Source organism: Bradyrhizobium sp. Kon37, assembly GCF_055807535.1.
Genome location: NZ_JBVVOY010000003.1, coordinates 184,079 through 208,703 on the forward strand (window position 1 = coordinate 184,079; position 24,625 = coordinate 208,703).

Sequence of the window (24,625 nt, forward strand, 5' to 3'; positions counted from 1 at the left end):
TCAAGCACTAACAACGGGCAAAGGGTGCCTACGCAAGGTGCGGGCGGTCGCTTTCTTCCTTCTCCCCTTGCGGGAGAAGGTGGCGCGAAGCGCCGGATGAGGGGTATGTCTCCGCGAATTCCGGCGTGAGAGGTGCGCGCGGAGAGAGACCCCTCACCCGTCTCGCCGCAAACGCGGCGAGCCACCCTCTCCCACAAGGGGAGAGGGGAAGAATGCGCGTCCTCTCCGCGATGTCCTACGCCGCTGACGTCAGCCGCTGCAAAAACTGCGTCACCTCGCGCCGGAGCGTCTCGACCTCGCCATGGACGCGTTCGGAGGCGCTGTTGACGCGGCTTGCCACGCGGCCGGTGTCGGCGGCGGCTTCGCTGATGCCGGTGACGTTGGCGGACATTTGCGAGGTGCCGGCCGAGGCTTCCTGGACGTTGCGGGCGATCTCCCGGGTGGCGAGCCCCTGCTGCTCGATCGAGGTCGGGATCGAGGCGGTGATGGCGTTGATCTCAGTGATGGTCTGCGCGATCGCCTCGACGGCGGCGACCGAATTGGTGGTCGATTGCTGCATCTCGCCGACCTTGGCGCTGATCTCCTCGGTCGCCTTCGCGGTCTGGTTGGCGAGGCTCTTGACCTCGGATGCGACCACGGCGAAGCCGCGGCCGGCCTCGCCTGCCCGCGCGGCCTCGATGGTGGCGTTGAGCGCCAAGAGATTGGTCTGCGAGGCGATCGCGCTGATCAGCTTGACGACATCGCCGATCCGCATCGCCGCGTCCGCGAGTGTGCGGATCTCGCTGCCGGCACGATTGGCTTCGTTCACCGCCCGCCCCGTGCTCGTGCTCGAGCCCGCCACCTGGCGGCTGATCTCGGCGATCGATGATGCGAGCTGCTCCGCGGCGCTCGCGACGGTGGCGACGTTGCGCGAGGCCTGGTCGGACGCACTGAGCACGCCGGAGGTCTGCCGGCTGGTCTTCTCGGCCGCCGCCGCCATCTGGCCGGCGTCGGATTCAAGATCGGTCGCCGCGCCCATCAGAGTGCCCGCGACCTGGTCGAGATGCGTGCCGAACTGGTTTGCGAGGTCCGCGATCTCGACCACGCGACGGCCGAGGCTGTCGGTGCCGGAATTGATGACGGTGGCTGAACGGCGGAACGAGCCGGGTAATCCGCGCGCGAGGATCTTGCGGAAATATTTGCCGCGGCTCGCATAGTCCATCGACGCCGAAGCTTCCCGCAAATAGGCATCGGTGATGTCGAGCATGTCGTTGACCGACTTCTGAATGGCGCCGATCCGTCCGGCCTGGCGGATGCTGAGGATGCGCGCCTCGAGATCGCCACGTGCCGCCTTGCAGCACACGTCTGCCGCCTCGTCGACGGCCACCGCCGTGCGGTGCTGGCACCAGATGGCATAGGCGAGCAGCACGACCGTCGCGCCAAGCAACGCCGCACCGGAAATTCCAGTCGCCCCAGTCAGCGAGAGCACGAACGCAACGAGGGCAAGAACGGATGCGAGCGCGGTCGCTCCCTGCGCCTTAGAGAGAGAGCACAAATTCATCGTAGCCGACACCCTGTTGCTTGAGCAGCCCGACCATCGCCTCGAAGCCCGCATGCATGCCGTCCTTGGCATTGGCATGCCGCGCCTCTTCCGCGCACAGCGCCTTGTAGATCGGCTTGATACGCTCGATCTGCGCGGGATCGGGCTTGCGACGGTTGGAGTGATAGCCGACGATATTGCCACGCTCGTCGAATGTCGGCGTGACGTGGGCGAACACCCAGTAGTGGCTGCCGTCCTTCGCGAGGTTGACGACGTAGGCGAAGATCTCCTGCCTGGACTGAAGCGTGTCCCACAGCAGCTTGAAGACGGAGCGTGGCATCTCGGGGTGGCGGATCAGGCTGTGGGGCGCGCCCATCAGCTCGTTCCAGGAGTACTTCGCCATGCGGATGAAGACATCGTTGGCGTAGGTGATGCGGCCCTTGAGATCGGTCTTCGACACGATCAGCTCCTCCTCTCCGAGGAGATTTTCCACGCCGGTCGGCCGTATCGCACGCGTCATCGTCGACGAATCCTCACGAAGGGCGAACGCCCCACATGAGTGGAGCTCGCATCCCTCCTGGGATTACGGCAGAAGATGTTAATCAGGTGTGACCGCGGGAACCCCCGTGTTCACTTGACGGCTCCGTATCATTACTTAGGAGCGTCGCTTGCCGTGCAGGGTTACCGCCGACGCGCAACGAGGAATTACATCGTCGCGCCCAGCACCCAGGGCGCGAACTCGGCGCCGCCGAAATCAAAACTCTCGCTCTTGGTCGGCTGTCCGGACGCGGTCTTGAGGATAAGATCGAAAATGCGCTGGCCGCACTGCTGGACGCTCTCCTCGCCTTCGAGGATGGTGCCGCAATTGACGTCCATGTCCTCTTCCATGCGCTTGTACATCGGCGTGTTGGTGGCGAGCTTGATCGAGGGCGCCGGCTTGCAGCCGAACACGCTGCCGCGGCCCGTGGTGAAGCAGACCAGATTGGCGCCGCCGGCGACCTGCCCGGTCGCGGCGACGGGATCGTAGCCAGGCGTGTCCATGAACACGAAACCCTTCTTGGTGATGGGTTCGGCGTAGCGCAGCACCTCGACGAGGTTGGTAGTGCCGGCCTTCGCCATCGCGCCGAGCGACTTCTCCAAAATGGTGGTGAGACCGCCGGCCTTGTTGCCCGGGCTCGGATTGGCGTTCATCTCGGCGCCTTCGCGCGTCGTGTATTCGTCCCACCAGCGCATGAGATCGACCAGCTTCTCGCCGACTTCGCGGCTGACGGCGCGGCGCGTGAGCAGATGCTCGGCGCCATAGGTCTCCGGCGTCTCCGACAGGATCACGGTGCCGCCGTGACGCACGATGAGATCGCTGGCCGCACCCAGCGCCGGATTGGCGGACACGCCGGAATAGCCATCCGAGCCGCCGCATTGCAGCGCCACGGTCAATTCGCTGACCGGAACGGACTCGCGCTTGACCTTGTTGGACTCCGCGAGTGCCTCGCGCACGAAGGCGATGCCGGCTTCCACCGTCTTGCGGGTGCCGCCGACCTCCTGGATGTCCATCGCACGCAGACGTCCTGCGAGCTTCTGCTCTTCCATCAGGCCGCCGATCTGGTTCACTTCGCAGCCGAGGCCGAGCACGATGACGTGGGAGAAGTTCACGTGCCGCGCATAGCCACCGAGCGTGCGGCGGAGCAGCGCCAGGGGCTCGTTCTGCGTCATGCCGCAGCCGGTCTTGTGGGTCAGCGCGACCACGCCGTCGACATTGGGGAAGTCGGCCAGCGGATTGTCGCCGGTGAACGGATTCTTCTTGAAGACGTCGGCGACGAGGCTTGCGACATGCGCGCTGCAATTCACCGAGGTCAGGATGCCGATGTAGTTGCGCGTGGCGACGCGGCCGTCCGGGCGGCGGATGCCTTCGAAGCTTGCCGGCAGATCGAAATTCGGCGTCGGTTTGACGTCGGCGCAATAGGCATAGTCCTTGGCGAAATCGCCCATGCCGCAATTCCGCACGTGCACGTGCTGGCCCGGCGCGATCGGCACCGTCGCAAAGCCGATGATCTGGCCGTAGCGGATCACCGGCTCGCCCAATGCGATCGGCTTGACCGCGACCTTGTGGCCGGAAGGAATGCGCTCGACCGTCGTCACGCCGTCGGCCACCAATGTTCCCGGCGGCAGGCTTGCGCGCGCGATCAGCACGCCATCATCGGGATGCAGGCGAATGACGGGGCTGATGGTCATGGGAGGTCTCCTTGGTCTTCTTTCTTCACCTCTCCCCGTTCTTACGGGGAGAGGTCGGATCTCGCCCGGCGATGCATCGTCCGGGGCGATCCGGGTGAGGGGCAAGCGGCGCGCTCGATCGTTGGATTAGTCGTGTTGAGAGAGCCCCTCACCCTAACCCTCTCCCCGTAAGAACGGGGAGAGGGAAAAGGGAAGAGATCAGGCCTTGCCGCCGGAATCCTTCCGGGTGGCGTTGACCTGCATCTTGGCGTAGGTCGTCATCAGGCCGACCTCGTTCGAGAGCGTCACCAGCTTGAAGCCCATGTTGATGGCGCGCGCGGCACCTTCGGCGCCGCTGCAATGGATGCCCGGGTTGAGGCCGCGCTTGCCGCACTCCTTGATGATCTTCTCGTAGATCGCCAGGATCTCCGGCTCGGTGCGATCGAGCTTCGGCTCGAGGCCGTAGGAGAAGCCGAGGTCGGACGGGCCGATATAGACGCCGTCGATGCCTTCGACGTCGAAGATCGCTTCCATGTTCTCGACCGCGGTTTTGGTCTCCATCATCGGCAGCAGGACGATGTCGTCGTTGGCCGTCTTCTGGTAGGAGCCCGCGGTGCCGTACATGCCGGCGCGGATCGGGCCGTTGGAGCGGACGCCCTTCGGCGGGTACTTGGCATAGGAGACGAGGTTCCTGGCTTCCTGCGGGGTGTTGACCATCGGGCAGATCACGCCATAGGCGCCGCCATCGAGCACCTTGCCGATGATGCCGGGCTCGTTCCAGGGCACGCGGACCATCGGCGTGATCGGATGCTTGTCCATCGCCTGGAAGCACTGCACCATCGACAGATAATCCTGCACGCCGTGCTGCATGTCGACGGTGACGCTGTCGAAGCCGCATTGCGCGATCATCTCGGCCGAGAAGCCGGAGGGAATCGCGAGCCACGCGTTGACCACGGCCTTGCCCGATTTCCAGATTTCCTTGACCTTGTTCGCCACGTTGCCTTCCTTCTTTGTTGTTTGGACCTTCGTCACCATGACGAGCGCCGCGACAGCACGATGCCGTTATTAGCGCGAACCCGACTGCCGCGCTACGCTCGCGATGACGCAAGGTTTCACTTGGCAAAGACGGCGCTATCCGTTCCGCGCGCCGATTTTCGAGCTATCGGCTCGGGCGGCACTTTGAGCGAAAAAGCACGTCAATGTCCATTGCTGTCGCTACGCGCTCGCGCATATCTGCTTTCACTCCTCGGCACTTGCTTCCTCGCCCGCGCCAAGCCCTGCGAGACTTTGTTCGAGCTCGCCGAGCATCTCCTGCAACTCGACGAGCTTGCGTGCGCCAAAGCGTCGCGTGATCTCCGCATAGATCGCTTCGGAGGACGGCGCCACGGAGGCCATCAGCTTCACGCCCTTTTCCGAGATCGAGACCATGCTGCGGCGCTGGTCCGCCTTCGCGGTCTTGCGCTCGATCAAATTGCGCGCCTCCAGATCGCGCAGGATCCGCGACAGGCTTGGTCCGAGCAGGAATGCGGTGCGCGCCAGTTCCGTGACCTCGACCGTGTCGATCGCCGCGAGCGCGCGCAGAATGCGCCATTGCTGCTCGGTCAGGCCATGCTCGCGGAGCGAGGGACGGAATTGCCGCATCACCGCTTCGCGCGCCCGCAGCAGCGACATCGGTAGCGAGCGCGAGAAGTCGCGCATCGGCACCTGCCACACGGCGGGCTCGCTTCCGTTCGCAGGATCAGCCGGTCTCTTCACCATGACGCCCCTTCATGCCGCAAAACGTTTGCAGTGCAGCAAGCCAATTTGCGATTGACGCATTCACTTAACATGTTAAGTATCTTCCCGCACCACGATTTGTAAGATCACAAATGGCGCTTTCCAACGACGATATCCGAGCTTGCGCGAACCGTCTGCACCAGGCGGAAAAGACCCGTACACAGATCCGGCAGCTCTCGCAGGACTTTCCCGACATCAGCATCGCTGACGCCTACGCGATTCAGAAGGCCTGGGTCGACGTCAAGATTGCCGAGGGGCGCATCGTCAGGGGACACAAGATCGGCCTGACCTCGAAGGCGATGCAGAGCGCGCTTGGCATCAACGAGCCGGATTCCGGCGTGTTGCTGGACGACATGTTCTTTGCCGATGGTGGCCTCGTCCCGACCGAGCGCTTCATTGCGACGCGCGTGGAAGCCGAGCTCGCCTTCGTCATGAGCAAGCGCCTCGCGGGCCCCGACTGCACGCTATTCGACGTGCTCAACGCCACCGACTTCGTGGTGCCGGCGCTGGAGATTCTGGACACGCGGATCGAGCGCGTCGATCCTCGGACCAAGGCGACGCGAAAGATCTTCGACACCATTGCCGATAACGCGGCGAACGCCGGCATCGTGCTCGGCGGACGGCCGATCCGCCCGCTGGAGGCTGATTTGCGCTGGATCGGCGCGCTGTGTTTCAAGAACGGCCAGCTCGAAGAGACCGGACTTGCCGCCGGCGTGCTCAACCATCCCGCCACGGCCGTTGCCTGGCTCGCCAACAAGATCGCGCCGCTTGGGCTAGCGCTCGAGCCCGGACAAATCGTGCTCGCCGGCTCCTTCATCCGTCCGATCGAGACCCGCAAGGGCGACACAATTCAAGCCGATTATGGCGCCTACGGCTCGGTCAGCTGCTACTTCGCTTAGACGAACAAGAACACGCTACAAGACTACAGAGGGAGTGAAACCGCGATGCCGCATTTCACGATCGAATATTCGGCCAATCTCGACGAGCGCCTCGACATCGGCGCGGCGTGTGAGGTGGTGCGCAAGGCGGCGGTCGAGACCGGCATCTTCCCGCTCGGCGGCATCCGCGTTCGCGCCGTCAGATGCGAGCATTATGCGATTGCGGACGCGCGGCAGGACTACGGCTTTCTCGACATGGTGCTGCGCATCGGCGAAGGCCGCGATCTGCCAACCCGCAAGAAAGCCGGCGAACACGTGTTCCAGGCGCTCTCCCGCCATCTCGATCCCGTCTTCGCAAGCTCGAAATTCGCCCTCTCGTTCGACATGCAGATCAACGACAAGGACACGAGCTGGAAGCGCAACAACATTCACGAAGCCCTGAAAGCGGAGGCCGCCCATGGATAAGCCCACGCCGAAAGCCGATGTGTTCCAGGCCAATCGCGACCGCATCGCACCGCTGCTGAAGACGCTGCGGGCCGACGGTATCGGCCACATGATCGACGGCAAGATCGTGCCGTCGATCTCAGGCGAGACCTTCGAGACCAAGTCGCCGGTCGACGGCGCCACGCTCGCAAGCGTCGCCCGCGGCAGCGCCGAGGATGTCGATCGCGCCGCCACCGCTGCTTCGCTGGCCTTCAAATCCTGGCGCGACATGGGCCCAGCGATGCGGAAGAAGCTGCTGCATCGCGTCGCCGACGCCATCGAGGACAATGCCGAGGACATCGCGGTGCTCGAATGCATCGACACCGGCCAGGCCTATCGCTTCATGGCCAAGGCCGCGATTCGCGCCGCAGAGAATTTCCGCTTCTTTGCCGACAGATGCGGAGAGGCGCGCGACGGCCAGAACACGCCGAGCGACGAGCATTGGAACGTCTCGACGCGCGTGCCGATCGGCCCGGTCGGCGTGATCACGCCGTGGAATACGCCGTTCATGCTTTCGACCTGGAAGATCGCCCCTGCCCTCGCCGCCGGCTGCACCGTCGTGCACAAGCCGGCGGAATGGTCGCCGGTCACGGCGGCCATTCTTGCAAAGCTCGTCAAGGAAGCAGGCGTGCCCGACGGCGTGCTCAATACCGTCCACGGCTTTGGCGAAGAGGCCGGCAAGGCGCTGACCGAGCATCCCGCCATCAAGGCGATCGGCTTCGTCGGCGAAAGTTCGACGGGCTCCGCGATCATGGTTCAGGGCGCGCCCACCTTGAAGCGCGTGCATTTCGAGCTCGGCGGCAAGAACCCGGTGATCGTGTTCGACGACGCCGATCTCGACCGCGCGCTCGATGCCGTCGTGTTCATGATCTACTCGCTCAACGGCGAGCGCTGCACGTCGTCGAGCCGCCTGCTGATCCAGGCCGGCATCGCCGAGAAATTCATCGAGAAACTCACGGCGCGCGTAAAAGCCCTGAAGGTCGGCCATCCCCTCGATCCCGCCACCGAGATCGGGCCGCTGATCCACGAGCGTCATCTGGCGAAGGTGTGCTCCTATTTCGACGTCGCCCGCCAGGACGGCGCGACGATCGCGGTCGGCGGCAAGGCCTATGACGGCCCGGGCGGCGGACATTACGTCGAGCCGACCCTGGTGACCGGCGCACACGGCAAGATGCGCGTGGCGCAGGAAGAGGTGTTCGGCCCCTTCCTGACCGTGTTGCCCTTCAAGGACGAAGCAGACGCGATCGAGATCGCCAACGACATCCGCTATGGCCTGACCGGTTATGTCTGGACCAACGATGTCGGCCGCGCGCTGCGTGTCGCGGATGCGCTGGAGGCCGGCATGATCTGGCTGAACTCGGAAAACGTCCGCCATCTGCCGACGCCGTTCGGCGGCATGAAGGCATCAGGCATCGGCCGCGACGGCGGCGATTACTCGTTCGACTTCTACATGGAAACCAAGCACGTCTCGCTGGCGCGGGGCACGCACAAGATTCAGAAGCTGGGAATCTAACGCTCGCGGTTCCTCGACGCGCGAAGCGCCAAAGGGGAATGACCGAGTCTAGAGAGGGGAACCGCAATGCCCGTACCGCAACATATCTTCGAGCCGCCGTTCAACATCATCCGCTCCAGCCACGCCGTGCTGGACGTCACCGACCTGAAGCTCAGCCGCGAGTTCTATGAAAGCGTTGTCGGCCTGCATGTCGAGGACGCCGACGACAAGGTCGTCTATTTGCGCGCCGCCGAGGAGCATCAGCATCACTCGCTGGTGTTGCGCAAGGCGGCGGCGCCTGCCTGCAACCGCCTCGGCTTCAAGGTCGGCAATGACGGGGATCTGGACAAGGCTGCAAAGTTTCTGTCCGAGAACGGCCTGGGCTACGCCTTCGTCGATCAGCCCTTCCAGGGCCGCACGCTGCAGTTCACCGATCCCTTCGGCTTCCAGATCGAGCTATATGCGTCGATGGACCGGCGGCCGCACCTGCTGCGCCGCTACGATCTCTACAGGGGCTGCCATCCGCAGCGGCTCGACCATTTCAACGTGTTCGCCGCCGAAGTGCAGGACACCGTTGAATTCTATGCCCGGCTCGGCTTTCGCCTCACCGAATACGCCGAGGAGGACGGACCGAACGGGCGCATCGCCGCTGCCTGGATGCATCGCAAGGGCAATGTCCACGATTTTGCCATCACCAACGGCAAGGGCCCGCGGCTGCACCACTTCGCGTACTGGACGCCGACGGCGATGAACATCATCCACCTCTGCGACGTCATGGCCTCGCAGGGTTTCGTCAAGAACATCGAGCGCGGTCCCGGCCGCCACGGCATCTCGAATGCGTTCTTCCTCTACGTCCGTGACCCCGACGGACACCGGCTCGAGCTCTACACCAGCGACTATTTCACCGGCGATCACGACCACGAGCCGCTGCGCTGGTCGCTGCGCGATCCGCGCCGCCAGACATTGTGGGGCGCGCCTGCCCCGCGCTCCTGGTTCGAGCAGGGCTCGCCGTTCGCTGGCCAAGCCGTGCGTGAGCCGAACTTCGTGGCCGACGTGCTGGTGGCGGATTAAGCAATGACCCTCCCTCGCCTCGCCACCTACTCCGTCAGGGGCGCCATCAGCTACGGCGCCGTCGTTGACGGCGGCATTGTCGATCTCTCCGCGCGCCACGATAAAGACTATCCGACGCTGCGCGAGGTGATCGCCGCAGGAAAGCTCGCGAGCCTCGCCGAGGAGGCCGCCGGCCGCACGCCCGATCACGCGCTCGGTGACATCATCTGGCTGCCGCCGGTGCCGGCGCCGGAAAAGATCATCTGCATCGGCGTCAACTACCCCGACCGCAATGCCGAGTACAAGGACGGCCAGGACGCGCCGAAATATCCGAGCATGTTCATGCGGAGCCCACGCTCCTTCGTCGGCCACGACACGCCGCTGGTGCGCCCACGCGCCTCAGCGCAGCTCGACTATGAGGGCGAGATCGTGCTGGTGATCGGCAAGGCCGGCCGGCACATTGCGGAAAGTTCTGCGCTCGAGCACATCGCCGCGCTCACGCTCTGCAATGAAGGCTCGGTGCGCGACTGGCTGCGCCATGCAAAGTTCAACGTCACGCAGGGCAAGAACTTCGATTCCAGCGGCAGCCTCGGCCCGTGGCTGGTGCCCTACACGCAGGAATCGCAGGTCGCCGACATCCGCCTCACCACGTACGTCAATGGCGAGCTGCGGCAGGACGACCGCACCAGCCGATTGATGTTTCCGTTCCGCTATCTCATCAGCTATATCTCGACCTTCGCGACGCTCGTTCCCGGCGATATCATCGTCACGGGCACGCCAACCGGCGCCGGTGCGCGGTTCGACCCGCCGCGTTATCTGAAGCCCGGCGATGTTATCGAAGTCGCGGCCGAGGGCATCGGATCTTTACGCAACGGCGTCGTCGACGAAGCCTGAACAATAATCGAAATGGAATAATGCCATGACCACCCTCACCGGCGGCGAAGCGATCGTAAGCGGCCTCGTCGCCCATGGCGTCGACACCGTGTTCGGCCTGCCCGGCGCGCAGGTCTACGGCCTGTTCGACGCGTTCCACCAGGCCCAACTCAAAGTGATCGGCGCGCGACACGAGCAGGCCTGCGGCTACATGGCGTTCGGCTACGCGCGTTCCAGCGGCAGGCCCGGCGTGTTCAGCGTGGTGCCCGGCCCCGGCGTGCTCAACGCCAGCGCCGCACTGCTCACCGCCTTCGGCTGCAACGAGCCGGTGCTGTGCGTCACCGGCCAGGTGCCGACGCAGTTTTTGGGCAAGGGCCGCGGCCATCTGCACGAGATGCCGGACCAGCTCGCGACCTTGCGCACCTATGTGAAATGGGCGGACCGGATCGAATATCCCGGCAACGCGCCGACCACCGTCGCGCGCGCCTTCCAGGAGATGACATCCGGACGGCGTGGCCCCGCCTCGGTCGAGATGCCCTGGGACGTCTTCACCCAGCGCGCGGATACGGCCGCCGCAAAGGTGCTGGAGCCCTTGCCCGCGCCGCAGCCCGACCCTGATATGATCAAGCAGGCGGCCGCGCTGATCAGGAACAGCAAGGCGCCGATGATCTTCGTCGGCAGCGGCGCAATCGAGGCGCGCGAGGAGATTCTCGAACTGGCCGAGATGATCGACGCGCCCGTCGTCGCCTTCCGCAGCGGCCGCGGCATCGTCTCCAATGCACATGAGCTTGGACTGACCATGGCGGCAGCTTACAAGCTGTGGCCGACAACCGATTTGATGATCGCAATCGGCACGCGCGCCGAGCTGCCGGCGTCGGGCTTCCGCTGGCCGTATCAGCCGAAGGGGCTGAAATCCATTCGTGTCGATATCGATCCGGCCGAGATGCGCCGGCTCGCTTCCGATGTCGCTATCGTCGCCGACGCCAAAGCCGGCACGGCCGATCTCGTCGCAGCCGTGAAGAAGGCCGGCTATGCCAGGACCAGCGGCCGGCGGGGAGAGATCCGCGAGGCGACTGCGGCGGCGCAAGCCGAGATCCAGCGCATCCAGCCGCAGATGGCGTATCTCAATATCCTGCGCGAGGTGCTGCCGGCGAACGCGATCGTGACAGATGAATTGTCTCAGTTCGGTTTCGCCTCCTGGTACGGTTTTCCGATCTACGAGCCGCGCACCTTCATCACATCAGGCTATCAGGGCACGCTCGGCTCGGGCTTCCCGACCGCGCTCGGCGCCAAGGTCGCCAATCCCGACAAGCCGGTGGTGGCGATCACCGGCGACGGCGGCTTCATGTTCGGCGTGCAGGAGCTCGCCACCGCCGTGCAGTTCAACATCGGCGTGGTGACGCTGGTGTTCAACAACAACGCCTACGGCAATGTCCGCCGCGACCAGCGCGAGCGCTTCGACGGCCGCGTGGTGGCGTCCGATCTGGTCAATCCGGATTTCGTCAAACTCGCGGAGTCCTTTGGTGTCGCGGCAGCGCGCGTCACCGCGCCGGACCAGTTCAAGGCGGCGATGGAGAAGGCGCTGGCGCATGGCGGGCCGTATCTGATCTCGGTGGAAGTGACGCGCGACTCGGAAGTCAGCCCGTGGGCGTTCATTCACCCGCCGAAGCCTTGAGGTGAACGCCGCCCTGTAGCCGCGCTGCCGCGATAACCAGCAAGCCCGCGCCTGCGACCGCCCAGCAGGCGACCGGGGCCCAGTGCAGCAGCGGCGCGTAGTCAGGCATTTTCTGCAAGCCGCCGGCGACCGCCGCCATCCGCGCGAAGGTTCCGAGTGCGAGCGCCGAGAAAACGAGGCCGGTCACCTTTCCCTCCGCGCCGGTCGAGCCGATGGCCAACGCAGCCGAGATCGCGCTCATCAGCATGCAGCCCCACGCCGCTCCGGCGAGAAACTGCGCGATGATCAGCGTGTTGAGGCTGCCGGCGAATTCGGCCGCAGCAATCGCGACCGCACCAAGCAGTCCGGCCGCGCCCATCACGATCACGCCGCCACGGTGCTTGACGACGAGGCTTGCCGGAAACATCGCAATGTTGAAACCGATCCAGAACACCGGCATCAGCCATTGCAGCTCATCCGGCTTGGCAAAGCGCAGATAGAACGGCGCGCTGTTCAGAGCGAAGTGCAGCTGATAGCCGAGCGCCAGCGCGACCATCGCGACGATGAAAATAATGGACGTCATGCCGAGCGGCTTTGCCGCCTCGGCCGGCAGGGGCGACGACGTGTCCCGCACAACATCGTGTTCGATCCGAGACAGTCCCAGCGCCGTGAGCAGCAGCACGACGCTGGAGAGCACGAACGGCAGCCGCGCATCGTGCTCGCGCATCACCACACCGAGATAGGGCGAGACTGCGCCGGCGACGCCATAGCCGAGCATCGCGAGCGCGGCGAGGAACGGCACCTGCGGCCGGGCGCGGTATTTGCCGAGCAGGGTCAGCGGCGGCGCGCGCAGTGCGGACGAGGTGATCGACCAGACCACGATCAGGGCAATGAACCACCCCTGCGCGGCCACGCCGCGCCCTGCGACGAACGGCAGCGCGACGAACGCGCCGCAGGAGATCGCGGCCAGGAGCCCGACGAACAGGCCAAGCCTGCCGAGATGGGGAGCGATCTTGTCGGCGGCGATCCCCATCTCGGTGTCGGCGATGGTGAAGATCGCCTGGTCCAGCATCAGGATGAGGATGACGGCTGATGGCGCGATGCCGACCTCAGCCGCGAGCTTTGGCAGATAGATGACGTAGGTGGTCCAGCCAAGCGTGAACGCCAGTTGCAGCACGGCCAGATACAAGCCGGTACGGTTGGCCGCGCCAGTGCCGGCCGAGAGCTGTGTGGTCGCCATATCGCCGTCTCCCCCGCCGGAAGCTTAGACGAGCGGCGGCTGCGAGGAAACGCGTCAGCGGACCTTTCGGAACGTCAAATTGATCCGCTTCCGCCCCAGCAACGCATGCTCGCCGTCGGCGAGCGGCGCGACGCCGTGATAGGCGAGCCGTGACGGCCCGCCCCAGACCACGACATCGCCATGGATCAGCCGGAAGCGGCGCGGCTTGTCGTTGCGTGCCAGGCCGCCGAACAGGAAGGTCGCAGGCAGCCCGAGCGAGACCGAGACGATTGGCGCGGAATAATCCAGCTCGTCCTTGTCCTGATGCAATGACAGCCGCGTGCCGGGCTCGTAGCGGTTGACGAGGCAGGCATCGGGCGCAAAGCCTGTAAAGCCGCCCTGCTCCGCGGCGCGCAACGCCAGATCGCGGAGCACCGGCGGCATCGCCGGCCACGGCGCCCCGGTTCGCGGGTCGATGGGATCATAGCGATAGCCGGTATGATCGGTGATCCAGCCGCGCTCGCCGCAATTGGTCATGGCGACCGACATCAGATGCCCGCCGGGCGTTGTCATGCGGCGGAACGGCGATTGCGCCACGATGGCGCGTACGGCTTCGATCAGTTCGCTCTCGATCGGCTTGACGAAGCCGCGCAACAGCACAGCGCCGTCGGCGATCTGCTCGCGCGACGGCTGGGCTTCGGCGACATTGTCGAACAAATCCGCCATCAGCGGCAGCGTTTATTTCGCATCGTGGAAGATCACACCCAGGGTGTGGCGCTGGCCAGAGCGAATCCGGCTGACGCCATGGCGGAGATTAACGCGGTAGGTGCCGCGTGTCCCCTGGACCGGGCGATGATGCACGGCAAAAGCAACCGCGTCGCCTTGCGCGAGCGGAACCACTTCGGCGCGGGACTGCATGCGCGGGCGCTGCTCGGTCAGCACGAACTCGCCACCGGTGAAATCGCGGCCGGGCTCGGACAAGAGGATCGCGACTTGGAGCGGGAACACGTGCTCGCCATAGAGATCCTGATGCAGGCAGTTGAAATCGCCCGCCTCGTATTGCAGCAGCAGCGGCGTCGGCCGCGCCTGCCCGGCCTGGTGGCAGCGCTGCAGAAACGCCGCGTGTTCGGCGGGATAGCGGATGTCGATCCCCATCGCCTCGTTCCAGCGATTGGCGATGCCCTGGAGATGCGCGTAGAGCGCCGGGCGCAATTGCGCGATCAGGTCGGGCAGCGGGTAGGAGAAATATTTGTACTCGCCGCGGCCAAAGCCGTGGCGGCCCATGACGATGCGGCTGCGGAAGTTGGCGTCGCCGGGATAGAGCGCAGCGACGGCGCGGCATTGGTCCGGCGTGAGCAGGCCCTTCAGGAGCGCGCAGCCGTGGGTGTCGAGTTCGGCGGTGATCTGGGGCCAGTCCAGGGTATCGACATGGGCGGCGAGGTCGGCTGTCGGGGATTGAGGCGATTTGCGTGCTGTTGCTGTCATGGTTCTGACCTTCGCAGGACCGCCCCGTCCTCTACCACCCGATTCCCGTCTCTCCCCCCGTCATTGCGAGCGAAGCGAAGCAATCCAGATTCCGTCCGCGGAACCAGTTTGGATTGCTTCGTCGCAAGGGGTCCTCGCAATGACGGCGGAGAGACTTCAGCCCCTCACCGGCAGCGTCACCACGTCGTAGCCGTGCTTGATCGTGCGCTTCAGCACGGGGTCTTCCAACTCGAAATCGAAACGGTCGGCGGGGCGGATACCGCCTTTCGCCGCAAACGTGCCGCCGAACATGGCGCAGCCGTCGGGAAATTTCCCTCCCTCGAAGCCACGCGCGATCAAGTCAGCGACCGGCAGCATCGCGTCGAGCGTGCCCTCCTGGTAGAGCACGCGCTCGCCCTTGATGGTGGCCCAGGAGCGCAGGATCATCCTGTCCCAATGGCCGATGACGTCCTCGAGTTCCCACAGTGTAGATGCGATCGGCTTGTCGCACATCTGCTTTGACACCGTGACGCTGTAGGCCTCGACCTTGCGGTCGGTGTGGTCGGAGCCGCAACCGACGAAAATACGGCCCTGCCAGCCGATCAGCACGAATTCGACCTCGCCGCTGGAATCGCCGCCAGTGCACTCGATGCTGTCTTCCATTGTCAGGCGCCGCGCCGAGGCACGGTAGTAGATCGGCGTCGAGGCCGGCGGGGCGATACCCATCTCCTGCAGCTCGGCAATGTGCTTGTCGCGCGCGACCGGATCGCGGCCGGTCCAGCCGGCGATGACCATCTGGTCGATCGCCAGCGTCAGCGGCGTGGTGGTGTCCTGGGCGTCGACGGTGAAAGTCAGGTCAAACACGAATTACAGCCTCCATGCCGGCAGCAAGCTCGAAGATACGGCGGTCCGATCCGCCCGCGCCCGCCAGCATCAGGCCGACCGGAATCTCGCCCTCGCGATGCGCAGGCAGCGAGATGGCGCAGCCGTCGATCATGTTGATCAGGGTGCAATTGCGGAGCGCCCGCAGGTTTTCCCTGGTAAATGCCTTGTCGTCGGCAAGGTCCGAAATTTTCGGCGGCGTGTTGGCGGTGGTCGGCAGCACCAGCGCGTCATAGGGCGCGACGCGCGCATTGACGCGGGCGATCAGCGAGCGGCGCTCGTGGAGGAGATCGATGTAGTCCGCCGCGCTCTGCGCCTCGCCACGCATGATGCGCACGAAGACTCTGGGATCGTAGACGTCGCCCTTGGACGTGAGGAGATAGCGATGCCAGGCATAGCTTTCGGAAGCCGCAAAGCCGCCCTTGGCGTTCATCGGCCCGATGTCGTGGAATTCGGCCATCTCGATGCGCTCGATGATCGCACCGTGATCGGCAAGGCTCTTGAGCGCCCGCTCGAATGTCGCGGCCACGGCCGCGTCGAGATCGTCCAGCGCAATCGTGGTCGGCACCGCCAACCGCATGCCCTTGACCGGGCGCGGCTTCAGCGGAGCGATCGGCTCGTTCGCGAGCACGGAATCGAGAATGGCACAGCAACTGACCGATCGTGCCAGCGGCCCGATGCTGTCGAGCGAGAACGACAGCGGCACGGCACCGTCGAGCGGCACGCGCCGCTGCGTCGGCTTGTAGCCGACGATGCCGTTATAGGCCGCCGGAATCCGGCAGGAGCCGCCGGTGTCGGTGCCGAGCGCGCCATGCGCCATGCCGTCGAGCACGGACACTGCGGCGCCCGAGGACGACCCGCCGGGCACGTGGCCCTCGGCCCGGTTCCAGACGCCCTTTGGCGTGCCGTAATGCGGATTGATGCCGATGCCGGAATAGGCGAACTCGGTCATGTTGGTGCGCCCGATCACGACGAAGCCGGCCTTGCGCAGCCGCGCCACCGTGGGGGCATCCTGTTCGGCCGGCGAGGAATCGTCGAGCGCGCGGGAGCCGGCGCGCGTCACCTGGCCCTTGATGTCGAAGAGATCCTTGATCGAGACCGGGATACCGGCGTAGCGCGACGGTGCCGCCTTCACCTTGCGCAAACCGTCCATCGCATCCGCCGCCACGAGCGCGGCATCCTTGTCGACGTGGATGAAGGCGCGCTGCCCCTCGCCGGCCGGATCGGCGATTTTGGCGATGCAAGCCTCGACCAGCTTGCGGGAGCTGGTGCGGCCGCTTTCGAGGTCTTCGGCGAGCTTCGTCAGTGTCGAAAAATCAGGCATGTCTGTCTCACGGAATATTTGCGCGCAATGTATAGCGCTGCCTCACTTCGACACAAGCATTGTGCGCATGATGGCATGCATGCGCATTGCTGGACCGTTGACGCGCCATGGTCGATTGTCGCATCAAGATCGCAAGAGCCGGGCTAAGCTTGGCCTTGGGAGGACCTGCCGAGATGGCCGAACCGCAGCGCGCGCGACCGAAACCGACGCCCGAGACCCAGCATTTCTGGGACGGCACCAGAGCGGGCGAGTTGCGCCTGCAGCGCTGCGACGCCTGCGCGCATGTCTATTTCCCGCCTCGCCCGTTCTGCCCGTCCTGCGCCTCGCGCAAGGTCAGCATCTTCAAAGCGAGCGGCAAGGGCTTTCTCTACAGCTACGTGATCAACCACCGTCCCGCCGCGCCCGGCTTCACGCCGCCTTACGCCATCGCGGTGGTCGAGCTCGACGAGGGGCCGCGGATGATGAGCAACATCATCGACTGCCCGCAGACGCCGGAGGCGCTCGAGCTCGACATGAAGCTCGAGGTCGCCTTCGAGGCCCTCGACGACAAGATCACCCTTCCCGTATTCCGTCCGGCGAAGGGGTAAGCCCATGCGCAGCAACCAAGTTGCCGTCGTCGGCGCGGCCGAGACCACCGAGCTCGGTGTCATCCCCAACGCCTCGCAGCTCCAGCTTCACGCGGACGCGGCGCTCAATGCCATTGCCGATGCCGGACTGAAGCTGTCGGACATCGACGGCTTCGCCACCGCGGTCGAAACGCCGCAACAGGTTTGCCACTATCTCGGCATCAAGCCGACCTGGGTGGACGGCACATCGGTCGGCGGCTGCTCGTTCATGCTGCACGTCCGCCATGCCGCCGCGGCGATCGAGGCCGGCCTGTGCAAGACCGTGCTGATCACCCATGCCGAGAGCGGCAAGTCGATGATCGGCAAGGCGCCGCGCTCGATTCCCGCCGACAGCCTGCAAGGCCAGTTCGAGGCGCCGTTCGGCGTCTACGGACCGCCTAGCATGTTCCCGATCCCCGTGCTGCGCTTCATGAAGACCTACGGCATCACCCACGAGCAGCTCGCCGCGGTCGCGGTGGTGCAGCGGGAATGGGCGGCGAAGAATCCGCGCGCGATGATGAAGGACCCGATCACGGTCGCCGACGTCCTCAACTCGCGCATGATCGCCTATCCGTTCCGCCTGCTGCAATGCTGCCTCGTCACCGACGGGGGCGGCGCGCTGATCCTGACCTCGGCCGACCGTGCCAAGGATTTCCCGCGCAAGCCGGTCTACATCATGGGCACCGGCGAGAGCGTGGAGACGCCGATGGTCAGCCAGATGGAGACTTTTAATTCCTCGCGCGCGTTCAAGACCGCCGGTCCTCTCGCCTTCAAGGAAGCCGGCATCGCGCACAAGGACGTCGACCATCTCATGATCTACGACGCGTTTGCGCATCTGCCGCTGTTCGGCCTCGGCGATCTCGGCTTCATGCCGCATGAGGAGACCGGCAAGTTCATCGCGGACGGCAACACGCGGCCTGGCGGCAAGCTGCCGCTCAACACCAATGGCGGCGGCTTGAGCTACATGCATTCGGGCATGTACGGCATGTACGCGCTCCAGGAGAGTGTCCGGCAGATGCGCGGCATTGCGCCGGCGCAGGTGGCGAATGCGAAGATTTCGGTGTGCCACGGCGTCGGCGGCATGTTCGCCGCGTCGGGCACGATCGTGTTTACGAACGAGAGGTAATGAGCTGCTCGCCTCTCCCTCTCCCCGTTCTTACGGGGAGAGGGTTGGGGTGAGGGGCTGCTTCCACACACTCTGACTCGCGGAGAGTCCCCCCCTCACCCGGATCGCATCTTCGATGCGATCCGACCTCTCCCCGCAAGCGGGGCGAGGTAAGACAACAGGAGAATCCACATGAGCAAATCACTGCAAGACAAGGTCATCATCGTCACCGGCGCAGGCCGCGGCATCGGGCGGGAGATCGCGCTGCTCTGCGCTGGCGAGGGTGCCAAGGTCGTCGTCAACGATCCCGGCGTCGCCGCTGACGGCGCCGGCACCAGCGCCGCGCCCGCCGAGGAGGTGGTCGAGGAGATCAAGAAGCGCGGCGGCACCGCCGTCGCCAATTTCGAGTCGGTGGCCGAAGCCATCCCGGCGAGCAAGATCGTGAAGACCGCGACCGATCATTTCGGCCGGCTCGACGGCGTGGTCAACAATGCCGGCATCCTGCGCGACATGATCTTCCACAAGATGAGCGTGGAAGCGTTCGAGGCCGTCATCAAGGTGCATTTGATGGGCTCGTTCTACGTCAGCCACGCCGCAGCGCGAATCTTCCGCGAGCAGGAGTCCGGATCGTTCGTGCACTTCACCTCGACCTCCGGCCTGATCGGCAACTTTGGCCAAGCCAATTACGCCGCCGCCAAGCTCGGCATCGTCGGCCTGTCGAAGTCGATTGCGCTCGACATGGGTCGCTTCAACGTCCGTTCCAACTGCGTCTCGCCGTTCGCCTGGACCCGCATGATCGGCACCATCCCGACCGAGACCGAAGCCGAGAAGGCGCGGGTCGAGAAGATCAAGCAGATGGGACCGGAGAAGATCGCGCCGGTCTGCGCCTATCTGCTCTCCGATGCCGCCAAGGACGTCTCCGGGCAGATCTTCGGCGCACGCATGAACGAGCTGTTCCTGTTCAGCCAGAACCGTCCGCTGCGCTCGGTGCATCGGAGCGAAGGTTGGACGCCGCAATCGATCGCGGAACACGGCATGCCGGCGCTGAAGGGCTCGTTCTACAAGCTCGACCGCTCCGCCGACATCTTCCCGTGGGATCCCGTGTAAGGATCCCGCCTGGCCGCATTTCCGGCATTTCTGCCCTGCGATCTCCGGCTATCTGAGTCCGGAGATCGCTCCGCTTTACGCCCGATTGCTGGCGGATCATTTCCTCCCAACACAACTTTGGGAGGAAACCATGACAAGAATATTGACCAACTCCGACGACACGACTGCAAGCAGCGGCCTCGCCCGCCGCACTCTGCTCAAGGGCGCCGCGACCGTCGCCGCATCCGCCCTGCTCGCCTCACGTGCGGACGCCCGCGACTTCGGCGCCAACGCCGAGCCGCAGCGCTATCCCGACCCTGACATCATCGCCATCGATCCCAAGCGCTTCAAGGCCAAGGTCGGCAACACCGCAATCAAGCGGCTCTATACCGGCTGCCTGTGGGCGGAAGGGCCGGCGTGGAATGCGCAAGGGCAATATCTGGTCTGGAGCGACATCCCGGCCAACCGGCAGCTGCGCTACCTCGACGACGACGGCCACATCTCCGAGCAGTTCCACAAGCCGTCGAACGAGGCCAATGGCAATTCGTTCGATACCGAGGGGCGCCAGCTCAGCGCCGAGCGCACCCGGCTCGTCCGCTACGAGCACGACGGTTCGGTGACGACGCTGGCCGAGCAGGCCGGCGGCAAGCCGCTCAACGGTCCGAACGACATGGTGGTGCATCCCAACGACAAGGCGATCTGGTTCACCGATCCCGGCTACGGCGCGATCAGTATCTACGAGGGCAAGCTTGCCAATACCGGTTCGCTGCAGCCGCATCAGAAGGAAGCGGTTTATCGCATTGATCCGCAGAGCGGCCAGGTCGCGAAGGTGGCCGACGAGCCGTTCAAGCCGAACGGCATCGCTTTCAGTCACGACTACAAGAAGCTCTATGTCTGCGACACCGGCATCACGCATTATCCCGAAGCCAAGAACGTGGTGTGGTCGTACGACATCGATGGGGCGAAGCTTTCGAACCCGAAGAAGCTGATCGACATGACGCTCGACGGCAAGTCAGGCTTCCCCGACGGCCTGCGCGTCGACACTGAGGGCAACATCTGGGTCGGCGCCGGCTGGGTCGGACCCGGCTATGACGGCGTGCAGGTGTTCGCGCCAAACGACGGCGCGCGCATCGGGCAGATCCTTCTTCCCGAGACCTGCGCCAATGTCTGCTTCGGGGGCAAGAAGCGCAACCGCCTGTTCATGACCGCGAGCCAGTCGCTCTATGCGGTGTATGTGGAGACGCAAGGCGCGCATTTCTGTTGAGGGGACACCGCCCTCTCCACGCGTCATGGCCGGGCTTGTCCCGGCCATCCACGACTTGACGCGGAGCACTGAGAACGTGGATGCCCGGGACAAGCCCGGGCATGACGGCTGAGGATGTGGCCGCCGTGAACTACCCCGTATTCCTCAGCCCCGCCGAAATCCCGTTGATCGTGAGCTGAATCCCGCGCAGCACCTGCTCGTCCGGGTTCTGCGCGCGGTGCTCCTTCAGCAGCTCGACCTGCACGTGGTTGAGAGGGTCGAGATAGGGGAAGCGGTGACGCACCGAGCGCTCCAGCAGCGGGTTGCCCTGAAGCAGCCGGTCCTGGCCCATGATGTCCAGCAGCGTCTCGATGCAGGAATGCCATTCGCGGCGGATGCGGCCGAAGATCTTTTCGCGGAGCGCCTCGTCGGGCACGAGCTCGGCATAGCGCGAGGCGATCGCGATCGAGCTTTTCGCCAGCACCATGTCCATGTTCGACAACAGCATGCGGAAGAACGGCCATTCCTTGTAGAGCTCCTTGAGGAACGGCATGCCCTTGTCGGGATGCTCCGCGATCCATTGCTCGACCGCGCTGCCGAATCCGTACCAGCCGGGCAGCATCAGGCGACATTGCGCCCAGGAGAATACCCAGGGGATCGCCCGCAGGTCCTCGATCGCGCGAGTCTTCTTGCGCGAGGCCGGGCGGCTGCCGATGTTGAGCGTCGCGATCTCGTTGATGACGGTGGACGCCCAGAAATAATCGACGAAGCCGTCGGTCTCGTAGACGAGGCCGCGGTAGGCCTTGAAGGCGAGACTTGAAAGCTCGTCCATCGCGGTCAGATATTCGCGGCGCGGCGCGCTCTGGCGCGGATGCAGCAGGCTCGCCTCCAGCGTCGCGGCGGCAAGGATCTCCAGATTGTTGCGGCCGACTTCGGCGTTGGAATATTTCGACGAGATGATCTCGCCCTGCTCGGTGATGCGGATCTGGCCGTTCACCGCGCCGCCGGGCTGGGCGATGATGGCATCGTAGCTCGGGCCGCCGCCGCGGCCGACCGAACCGCCGCGGCCATGGAACAGACGCAGGCGCACGCCGTGGCGCTCGAACACGTCGACGAGGCCGATCTCGGCCTTGTAGAGCTCCCAGCCCGAGGTGACGAAGCCGCCATCCTTGTTCGAATCGGAATAGCCCAGCATGACCTCCTGCACGCTGCCGCGGCTGTCGACCAGCCGGCGGTAATCATGCAGCGACAGCATGCGGTCCATGATGGTGGAGGACGCCTGCAGATCCTCGATGGTCTCGAACAGCGGCACGATATTGATGGCGCTGCGCCCGGAGGGATGGACGAGGCCGACCTCTTTCAAGAGCACCGCGACCTCGAGCATGTCGGACATGCTCTTGCACATCGAGATGATGCATTGGGGGATGGCATCCGAGCCGAACTTCGCATGCGCCTCCGCGGCCGCATGGAAGACATTGAGCTCGCCCATGGTCTCGTCGCTGTACTTGACGAACGGCGACACCAGCGAACGCGTCGAGCGCAGCTCGTTGGTGAGCAGCGAGATGCGCGCGTCCTCGCCGAGCGCGAGATAGGACATGCCGGGATTGGCGGCGTCCATCAGCTCGGCGATGGTGCGCTCGTGCACCGCAGAGTTCTGGCGGATGTCCAGCCGCGCCAGATGGAAGCCGAAGCAGTCCACCGCACGCCGCAGCAGCCGCAGCCGGCCGCGGGCGATGACGCCGGCGTTGTTGGAGATCAGCGAGCGGTGCAGCACGTCGAGATCGGCCTTGAGCTCCCCGACGCTGTCATACGGCGCGCCCTTGCCGACCGGTCGGCGCGTGATCTCGACCTGAAGCATTTCGGCCGTTGCAGTCAGGCGCGCATAGATGCCGGAGACCGCAAGACGATAGGGCTCGCCGCTCCGGTGCGGCGAGGTATCGGGCGAGCGCTCCGCCAGCGTGCGCAGCTCCTCGGAGACGTCGGCGAGATGCGCCGCGATCGAGAGCTCGGAGCCGAGCACGTGCAGCTCATTGAGATAGAACTGCATCACCCGGCTCGACTGCAGCCGCAGCGTGCCGCGCATCACGTCGGCGGTGACGAAGGGATTGCCGTCGCGGTCGCCGCCGATCCAGCTGCCCATGCGCAGGAACGAGGCGAGCTCGCCAGCCGCCGGCTCGCCGCCCTCCTCCAGCCGGTCCTCCAGCGTATTGACCAGCCGCGGCACCTCGCGCAGAAACGTGTAATCGTAGAACGACAAGCCGTTGGCGACCTCGTCGAGCACGGTGAGCTTGGTCCGGCGCAGCAGATTGGTCTGCCACAGCGTCAATACCTCGCGGCGGAGCTGCTCGTCGCTTGCGGCGGCCTCCTCCGCCGTCAACGCGACGCGCTCGCGACGATCGAGCAGGCTAGCTACCTCCATCTCGCGGTCCATCGTGCTCTTGCGGCGGACCTCGGTCGGATGCGCGGTCAGCACCGGGCTGACCAGCGCGCTCTTGAAGAAGTTGCGCAGGGCATCGGCGCCGATGCCCGCAGCCCTGGCATGGGCAAGCGTCTCGGCCAGCACGCCGGAGCCGCCGCCTTTGTTGGCGCGCATCTGACGGATGTTGTTCTGATCCTCGGCGATGTTGGCGAGGTGGGAGAAATAGCTGAAGGCGCGGACGATCCGCACCGTCTCCGAGGTCGACATGCTGTCGAGGATCTGCTCGAGCTCGCGGCGGGCGAGCCGGTCCTCGTCGCGGTGGAATCGGATCGAGGTCTGCCGGATGCGCTCGACCAGATCGAACAATTCAGGCCCCTCCTGGTCGCGCACGGTGTCGCCGAGGATGCGCCCGAGCAGGCGGATATCGTCCCGCAGCCGCGCATCTGCCTCCAGCGCCAGGACATCCTCGGGGCGGTTGGGGCGTTGGTCGGCGCTGTCGGACGATATGGTCTGGAGGGACATTGGCTCGCTCCCCTTGTCGAGCTCACTTGACTGCCCGGCTCAGCCGAGTGTGCAAGTTTTTTGCCGCAGCGCAAGATGAAGTTGGGGGCGGCGCGGCAACATCACCGATCATGGGCGGGAATGCGCCTTGCTGACGGGCGCAGACATACATTCGCGGTCTCGCGGCGCGAGCGCCCGAGTTTTGCTGTCCGTTTCGCCCTCATCGCAAAGAAAGGGCGCAGGGAAGGCCGGGCGCCGGCTGGCACCCAGGGTCCGCACGCGAAAAACGCACGCGGGGGTGACCACAGGTGATGCCGGAACATCCGGCCTTCCCTGCGCAATGGTTTTACGGCTTATGGCGCGCTCTCCCCGGGGAGCGATGCACTATTGCCCCCGTCGCCTTGCGGATGATCGATGCGCGCACCCGGTCGGGCCGCACATCACCGCAAGCCTTGACGCACAGACCCCCGGGCGTCAGGACCACACGCTTTTGCCGTCCGCGGACGTCCCTCCCCGGAGCTCCGGAAGCTTGCGCGTGCTCGCCACCGAAGCCGAAAAGAACCGCTGTGACCGCGCCGGGTCGTTCGCGCGGGTCGCGATGGCTCACGGGCATAGCCCGCCCTGCCACCTCGTCACGCGCCGGCGCTGCCGCGTCCATCGCGTCCCGGCTCACGTATCGTGACGATCGCGAAACGCCCTTTTTAGCGGGCCGGGATGCTTTGCGGTTTACCCGAAGAGATGAATTCGGTCAATCAGAATATTAGACGGTCTTGTGCTTGACCTGCATGTGGCGTGTTTTGCCCGTCAGGCAGCGCGAGGGATGGTGGACGCGGTGCCTGAGCGT

Annotated in this window: 21 protein-coding genes; 10 read left to right on the plus strand and 11 right to left on the minus strand. The window is 65.1% G+C overall.

The window, feature by feature from the left end:
* Positions 1 to 235: 235 nt before the first annotated feature.
* The 5 genes from AC0L3J_RS08805 to hpaR form a co-directional block, all read right to left on the minus strand.
* Positions 236 to 1,540 (minus strand): methyl-accepting chemotaxis protein, encoded by a 1,305-nt coding sequence (locus AC0L3J_RS08805; protein WP_456765239.1) that lies wholly within the window; start codon positions 1,538 to 1,540, stop codon positions 236 to 238.
* Positions 1,518 to 2,039, minus strand: a complete 522-nt coding sequence (locus tag AC0L3J_RS08810) for a PAS domain-containing protein (RefSeq protein WP_456765240.1) — start codon at positions 2,037 to 2,039, stop codon at positions 1,518 to 1,520. The genes AC0L3J_RS08805 and AC0L3J_RS08810 overlap by 23 nt, the downstream gene beginning before the upstream one ends.
* A 185-nt stretch (positions 2,040 to 2,224) precedes the next feature.
* Positions 2,225 to 3,748, minus strand: a complete 1,524-nt coding sequence (locus AC0L3J_RS08815; RefSeq protein WP_456765241.1) for a UxaA family hydrolase — start codon at positions 3,746 to 3,748, stop codon at positions 2,225 to 2,227.
* Between the two features lie 198 nt (positions 3,749 to 3,946).
* On the minus strand, positions 3,947 to 4,723 hold the full coding sequence (locus tag AC0L3J_RS08820; RefSeq protein ID WP_018456947.1) for an HpcH/HpaI aldolase family protein: 777 nt from the start codon (positions 4,721 to 4,723) through the stop codon (positions 3,947 to 3,949).
* Between the two features lie 243 nt (positions 4,724 to 4,966).
* A complete protein-coding gene (hpaR, locus tag AC0L3J_RS08825; protein ID WP_456765242.1) occupies positions 4,967 to 5,485 on the minus strand; it encodes a homoprotocatechuate degradation operon regulator HpaR in 519 nt (172 codons plus the stop codon).
* A 110-nt stretch (positions 5,486 to 5,595) separates the two neighbouring features.
* Here hpaR and hpaH point away from each other — a divergent pair, with 110 nt between their 5' ends.
* The 6 genes from hpaH (at position 5,596) to AC0L3J_RS08855 (ending at position 11,954) form a co-directional block, all read left to right on the plus strand.
* The gene (gene hpaH / locus AC0L3J_RS08830; RefSeq protein WP_473346786.1) at positions 5,596 to 6,402 is read left to right on the plus strand and encodes a 2-oxo-hept-4-ene-1,7-dioate hydratase; all 807 of its coding nucleotides are present in this window, start codon (positions 5,596 to 5,598) and stop codon (positions 6,400 to 6,402) included.
* Between the two features lie 45 nt (positions 6,403 to 6,447).
* Positions 6,448 to 6,846 carry a 5-carboxymethyl-2-hydroxymuconate Delta-isomerase gene (locus AC0L3J_RS08835; protein ID WP_456765243.1) on the plus strand — a complete coding sequence of 133 codons (399 nt, stop codon included), beginning with the start codon at positions 6,448 to 6,450 and terminating at the stop codon, positions 6,844 to 6,846.
* Positions 6,839 to 8,377: a 5-carboxymethyl-2-hydroxymuconate semialdehyde dehydrogenase gene (hpaE, locus tag AC0L3J_RS08840; RefSeq protein WP_456765244.1), complete on the plus strand. Its 1,539-nt coding sequence runs from the start codon at positions 6,839 to 6,841 to the stop codon at positions 8,375 to 8,377. The genes AC0L3J_RS08835 and hpaE overlap by 8 nt, the downstream gene beginning before the upstream one ends.
* A gap of 66 nt (positions 8,378 to 8,443) precedes the next feature.
* Entirely contained in the window at positions 8,444 to 9,427 is a 984-nt protein-coding gene (gene hpaD / locus AC0L3J_RS08845; protein ID WP_027568982.1) for a 3,4-dihydroxyphenylacetate 2,3-dioxygenase, read from the plus strand.
* A gap of 3 nt (positions 9,428 to 9,430) precedes the next feature.
* Positions 9,431 to 10,300 carry a fumarylacetoacetate hydrolase family protein gene (locus AC0L3J_RS08850; protein WP_456765245.1) on the plus strand — a complete coding sequence of 290 codons (870 nt, stop codon included), beginning with the start codon at positions 9,431 to 9,433 and terminating at the stop codon, positions 10,298 to 10,300.
* 25 nt (positions 10,301 to 10,325) lie between these two features.
* Positions 10,326 to 11,954: a thiamine pyrophosphate-dependent enzyme gene (locus AC0L3J_RS08855; RefSeq protein ID WP_456765246.1), complete on the plus strand. Its 1,629-nt coding sequence runs from the start codon at positions 10,326 to 10,328 to the stop codon at positions 11,952 to 11,954.
* Here the strand turns inward: AC0L3J_RS08855 and AC0L3J_RS08860 are convergent.
* The 5 genes from AC0L3J_RS08860 to AC0L3J_RS08880 form a co-directional block, all read right to left on the minus strand.
* Positions 11,932 to 13,173, minus strand: a complete 1,242-nt coding sequence (locus AC0L3J_RS08860; protein ID WP_473346789.1) for an MFS transporter — start codon at positions 13,171 to 13,173, stop codon at positions 11,932 to 11,934. The genes AC0L3J_RS08855 and AC0L3J_RS08860 overlap by 23 nt on opposite strands.
* A gap of 54 nt (positions 13,174 to 13,227) precedes the next feature.
* Positions 13,228 to 13,881: a DNA oxidative demethylase AlkB gene (gene alkB, locus AC0L3J_RS08865; protein WP_456769673.1), complete on the minus strand. Its 654-nt coding sequence runs from the start codon at positions 13,879 to 13,881 to the stop codon at positions 13,228 to 13,230.
* A 9-nt stretch (positions 13,882 to 13,890) separates the two neighbouring features.
* Complete coding sequence (locus AC0L3J_RS08870; RefSeq protein ID WP_456765248.1) at positions 13,891 to 14,637, minus strand: 2OG-Fe(II) oxygenase; 747 nt, start codon at positions 14,635 to 14,637, stop codon at positions 13,891 to 13,893.
* 156 nt (positions 14,638 to 14,793) lie between these two features.
* Positions 14,794 to 15,480 carry a DUF2848 domain-containing protein gene (locus tag AC0L3J_RS08875; RefSeq protein ID WP_456765249.1) on the minus strand — a complete coding sequence of 229 codons (687 nt, stop codon included), beginning with the start codon at positions 15,478 to 15,480 and terminating at the stop codon, positions 14,794 to 14,796.
* The gene (locus AC0L3J_RS08880) at positions 15,473 to 16,822 is read right to left on the minus strand and encodes an amidase (RefSeq protein WP_456765250.1); all 1,350 of its coding nucleotides are present in this window, start codon (positions 16,820 to 16,822) and stop codon (positions 15,473 to 15,475) included. The genes AC0L3J_RS08875 and AC0L3J_RS08880 overlap by 8 nt, the downstream gene beginning before the upstream one ends.
* Before the next feature lie 173 nt (positions 16,823 to 16,995).
* Here AC0L3J_RS08880 and AC0L3J_RS08885 point away from each other — a divergent pair, with 173 nt between their 5' ends.
* From AC0L3J_RS08885 to AC0L3J_RS08900, 4 genes are all read left to right on the plus strand, one after another.
* Entirely contained in the window at positions 16,996 to 17,409 is a 414-nt protein-coding gene (locus tag AC0L3J_RS08885; RefSeq protein ID WP_456765251.1) for a Zn-ribbon domain-containing OB-fold protein, read from the plus strand.
* Between the two features lie 4 nt (positions 17,410 to 17,413).
* On the plus strand, positions 17,414 to 18,553 hold the full coding sequence (locus tag AC0L3J_RS08890) for a thiolase C-terminal domain-containing protein (protein WP_456765252.1): 1,140 nt from the start codon (positions 17,414 to 17,416) through the stop codon (positions 18,551 to 18,553).
* A gap of 171 nt (positions 18,554 to 18,724) precedes the next feature.
* Positions 18,725 to 19,639, plus strand: coding sequence for an SDR family oxidoreductase (locus AC0L3J_RS08895; protein ID WP_247288650.1), 915 nt, complete (start codon positions 18,725 to 18,727; stop codon positions 19,637 to 19,639).
* 130 nt (positions 19,640 to 19,769) lie between these two features.
* Positions 19,770 to 20,882, plus strand: a complete 1,113-nt coding sequence (locus AC0L3J_RS08900; RefSeq protein WP_456765253.1) for an SMP-30/gluconolactonase/LRE family protein — start codon at positions 19,770 to 19,772, stop codon at positions 20,880 to 20,882.
* Positions 20,883 to 21,012: 130 nt separating this feature from the next.
* On the opposite strand, the gene ppc is transcribed toward AC0L3J_RS08900, so the two are convergent.
* A complete protein-coding gene (ppc, locus tag AC0L3J_RS08905) occupies positions 21,013 to 23,802 on the minus strand; it encodes a phosphoenolpyruvate carboxylase (RefSeq protein ID WP_456765254.1) in 2,790 nt (929 codons plus the stop codon).
* Between the last annotated feature and the right edge of the window lie 823 nt (positions 23,803 to 24,625).

What these genes read in the sequence shown, in the direction of transcription:
- AC0L3J_RS08805 (WP_456765239.1), bottom strand. Translation starts at nt 1,540, where the DNA reads ATGAATTTGTGCTCTCTCTCTAAGGCGCAGGGAGCGACCGCGCTCGCA.
- AC0L3J_RS08810 (WP_456765240.1), bottom strand. Translation starts at nt 2,039, where the DNA reads ATGACGCGTGCGATACGGCCGACCGGCGTGGAAAATCTCCTCGGAGAG.
- AC0L3J_RS08815 (WP_456765241.1), bottom strand. Translation starts at nt 3,748, where the DNA reads ATGACCATCAGCCCCGTCATTCGCCTGCATCCCGATGATGGCGTGCTG.
- hpaR (WP_456765242.1), bottom strand. Translation starts at nt 5,485, where the DNA reads ATGGTGAAGAGACCGGCTGATCCTGCGAACGGAAGCGAGCCCGCCGTG.
- hpaH (WP_473346786.1), top strand. Translation starts at nt 5,596, where the DNA reads ATGGCGCTTTCCAACGACGATATCCGAGCTTGCGCGAACCGTCTGCAC.
- AC0L3J_RS08835 (WP_456765243.1), top strand. Translation starts at nt 6,448, where the DNA reads ATGCCGCATTTCACGATCGAATATTCGGCCAATCTCGACGAGCGCCTC.
- hpaE (WP_456765244.1), top strand. Translation starts at nt 6,839, where the DNA reads ATGGATAAGCCCACGCCGAAAGCCGATGTGTTCCAGGCCAATCGCGAC.
- hpaD (WP_027568982.1), top strand. Translation starts at nt 8,444, where the DNA reads ATGCCCGTACCGCAACATATCTTCGAGCCGCCGTTCAACATCATCCGC.
- AC0L3J_RS08850 (WP_456765245.1), top strand. Translation starts at nt 9,431, where the DNA reads ATGACCCTCCCTCGCCTCGCCACCTACTCCGTCAGGGGCGCCATCAGC.
- AC0L3J_RS08855 (WP_456765246.1), top strand. Translation starts at nt 10,326, where the DNA reads ATGACCACCCTCACCGGCGGCGAAGCGATCGTAAGCGGCCTCGTCGCC.
- AC0L3J_RS08860 (WP_473346789.1), bottom strand. Translation starts at nt 13,173, where the DNA reads ATGGCGACCACACAGCTCTCGGCCGGCACTGGCGCGGCCAACCGTACC.
- AC0L3J_RS08870 (WP_456765248.1), bottom strand. Translation starts at nt 14,637, where the DNA reads ATGACAGCAACAGCACGCAAATCGCCTCAATCCCCGACAGCCGACCTC.
- AC0L3J_RS08880 (WP_456765250.1), bottom strand. Translation starts at nt 16,822, where the DNA reads ATGCCTGATTTTTCGACACTGACGAAGCTCGCCGAAGACCTCGAAAGC.
- AC0L3J_RS08885 (WP_456765251.1), top strand. Translation starts at nt 16,996, where the DNA reads ATGGCCGAACCGCAGCGCGCGCGACCGAAACCGACGCCCGAGACCCAG.
- AC0L3J_RS08890 (WP_456765252.1), top strand. Translation starts at nt 17,414, where the DNA reads ATGCGCAGCAACCAAGTTGCCGTCGTCGGCGCGGCCGAGACCACCGAG.
- AC0L3J_RS08895 (WP_247288650.1), top strand. Translation starts at nt 18,725, where the DNA reads ATGAGCAAATCACTGCAAGACAAGGTCATCATCGTCACCGGCGCAGGC.
- AC0L3J_RS08900 (WP_456765253.1), top strand. Translation starts at nt 19,770, where the DNA reads ATGACAAGAATATTGACCAACTCCGACGACACGACTGCAAGCAGCGGC.
- ppc (WP_456765254.1), bottom strand. Translation starts at nt 23,802, where the DNA reads ATGTCCCTCCAGACCATATCGTCCGACAGCGCCGACCAACGCCCCAAC.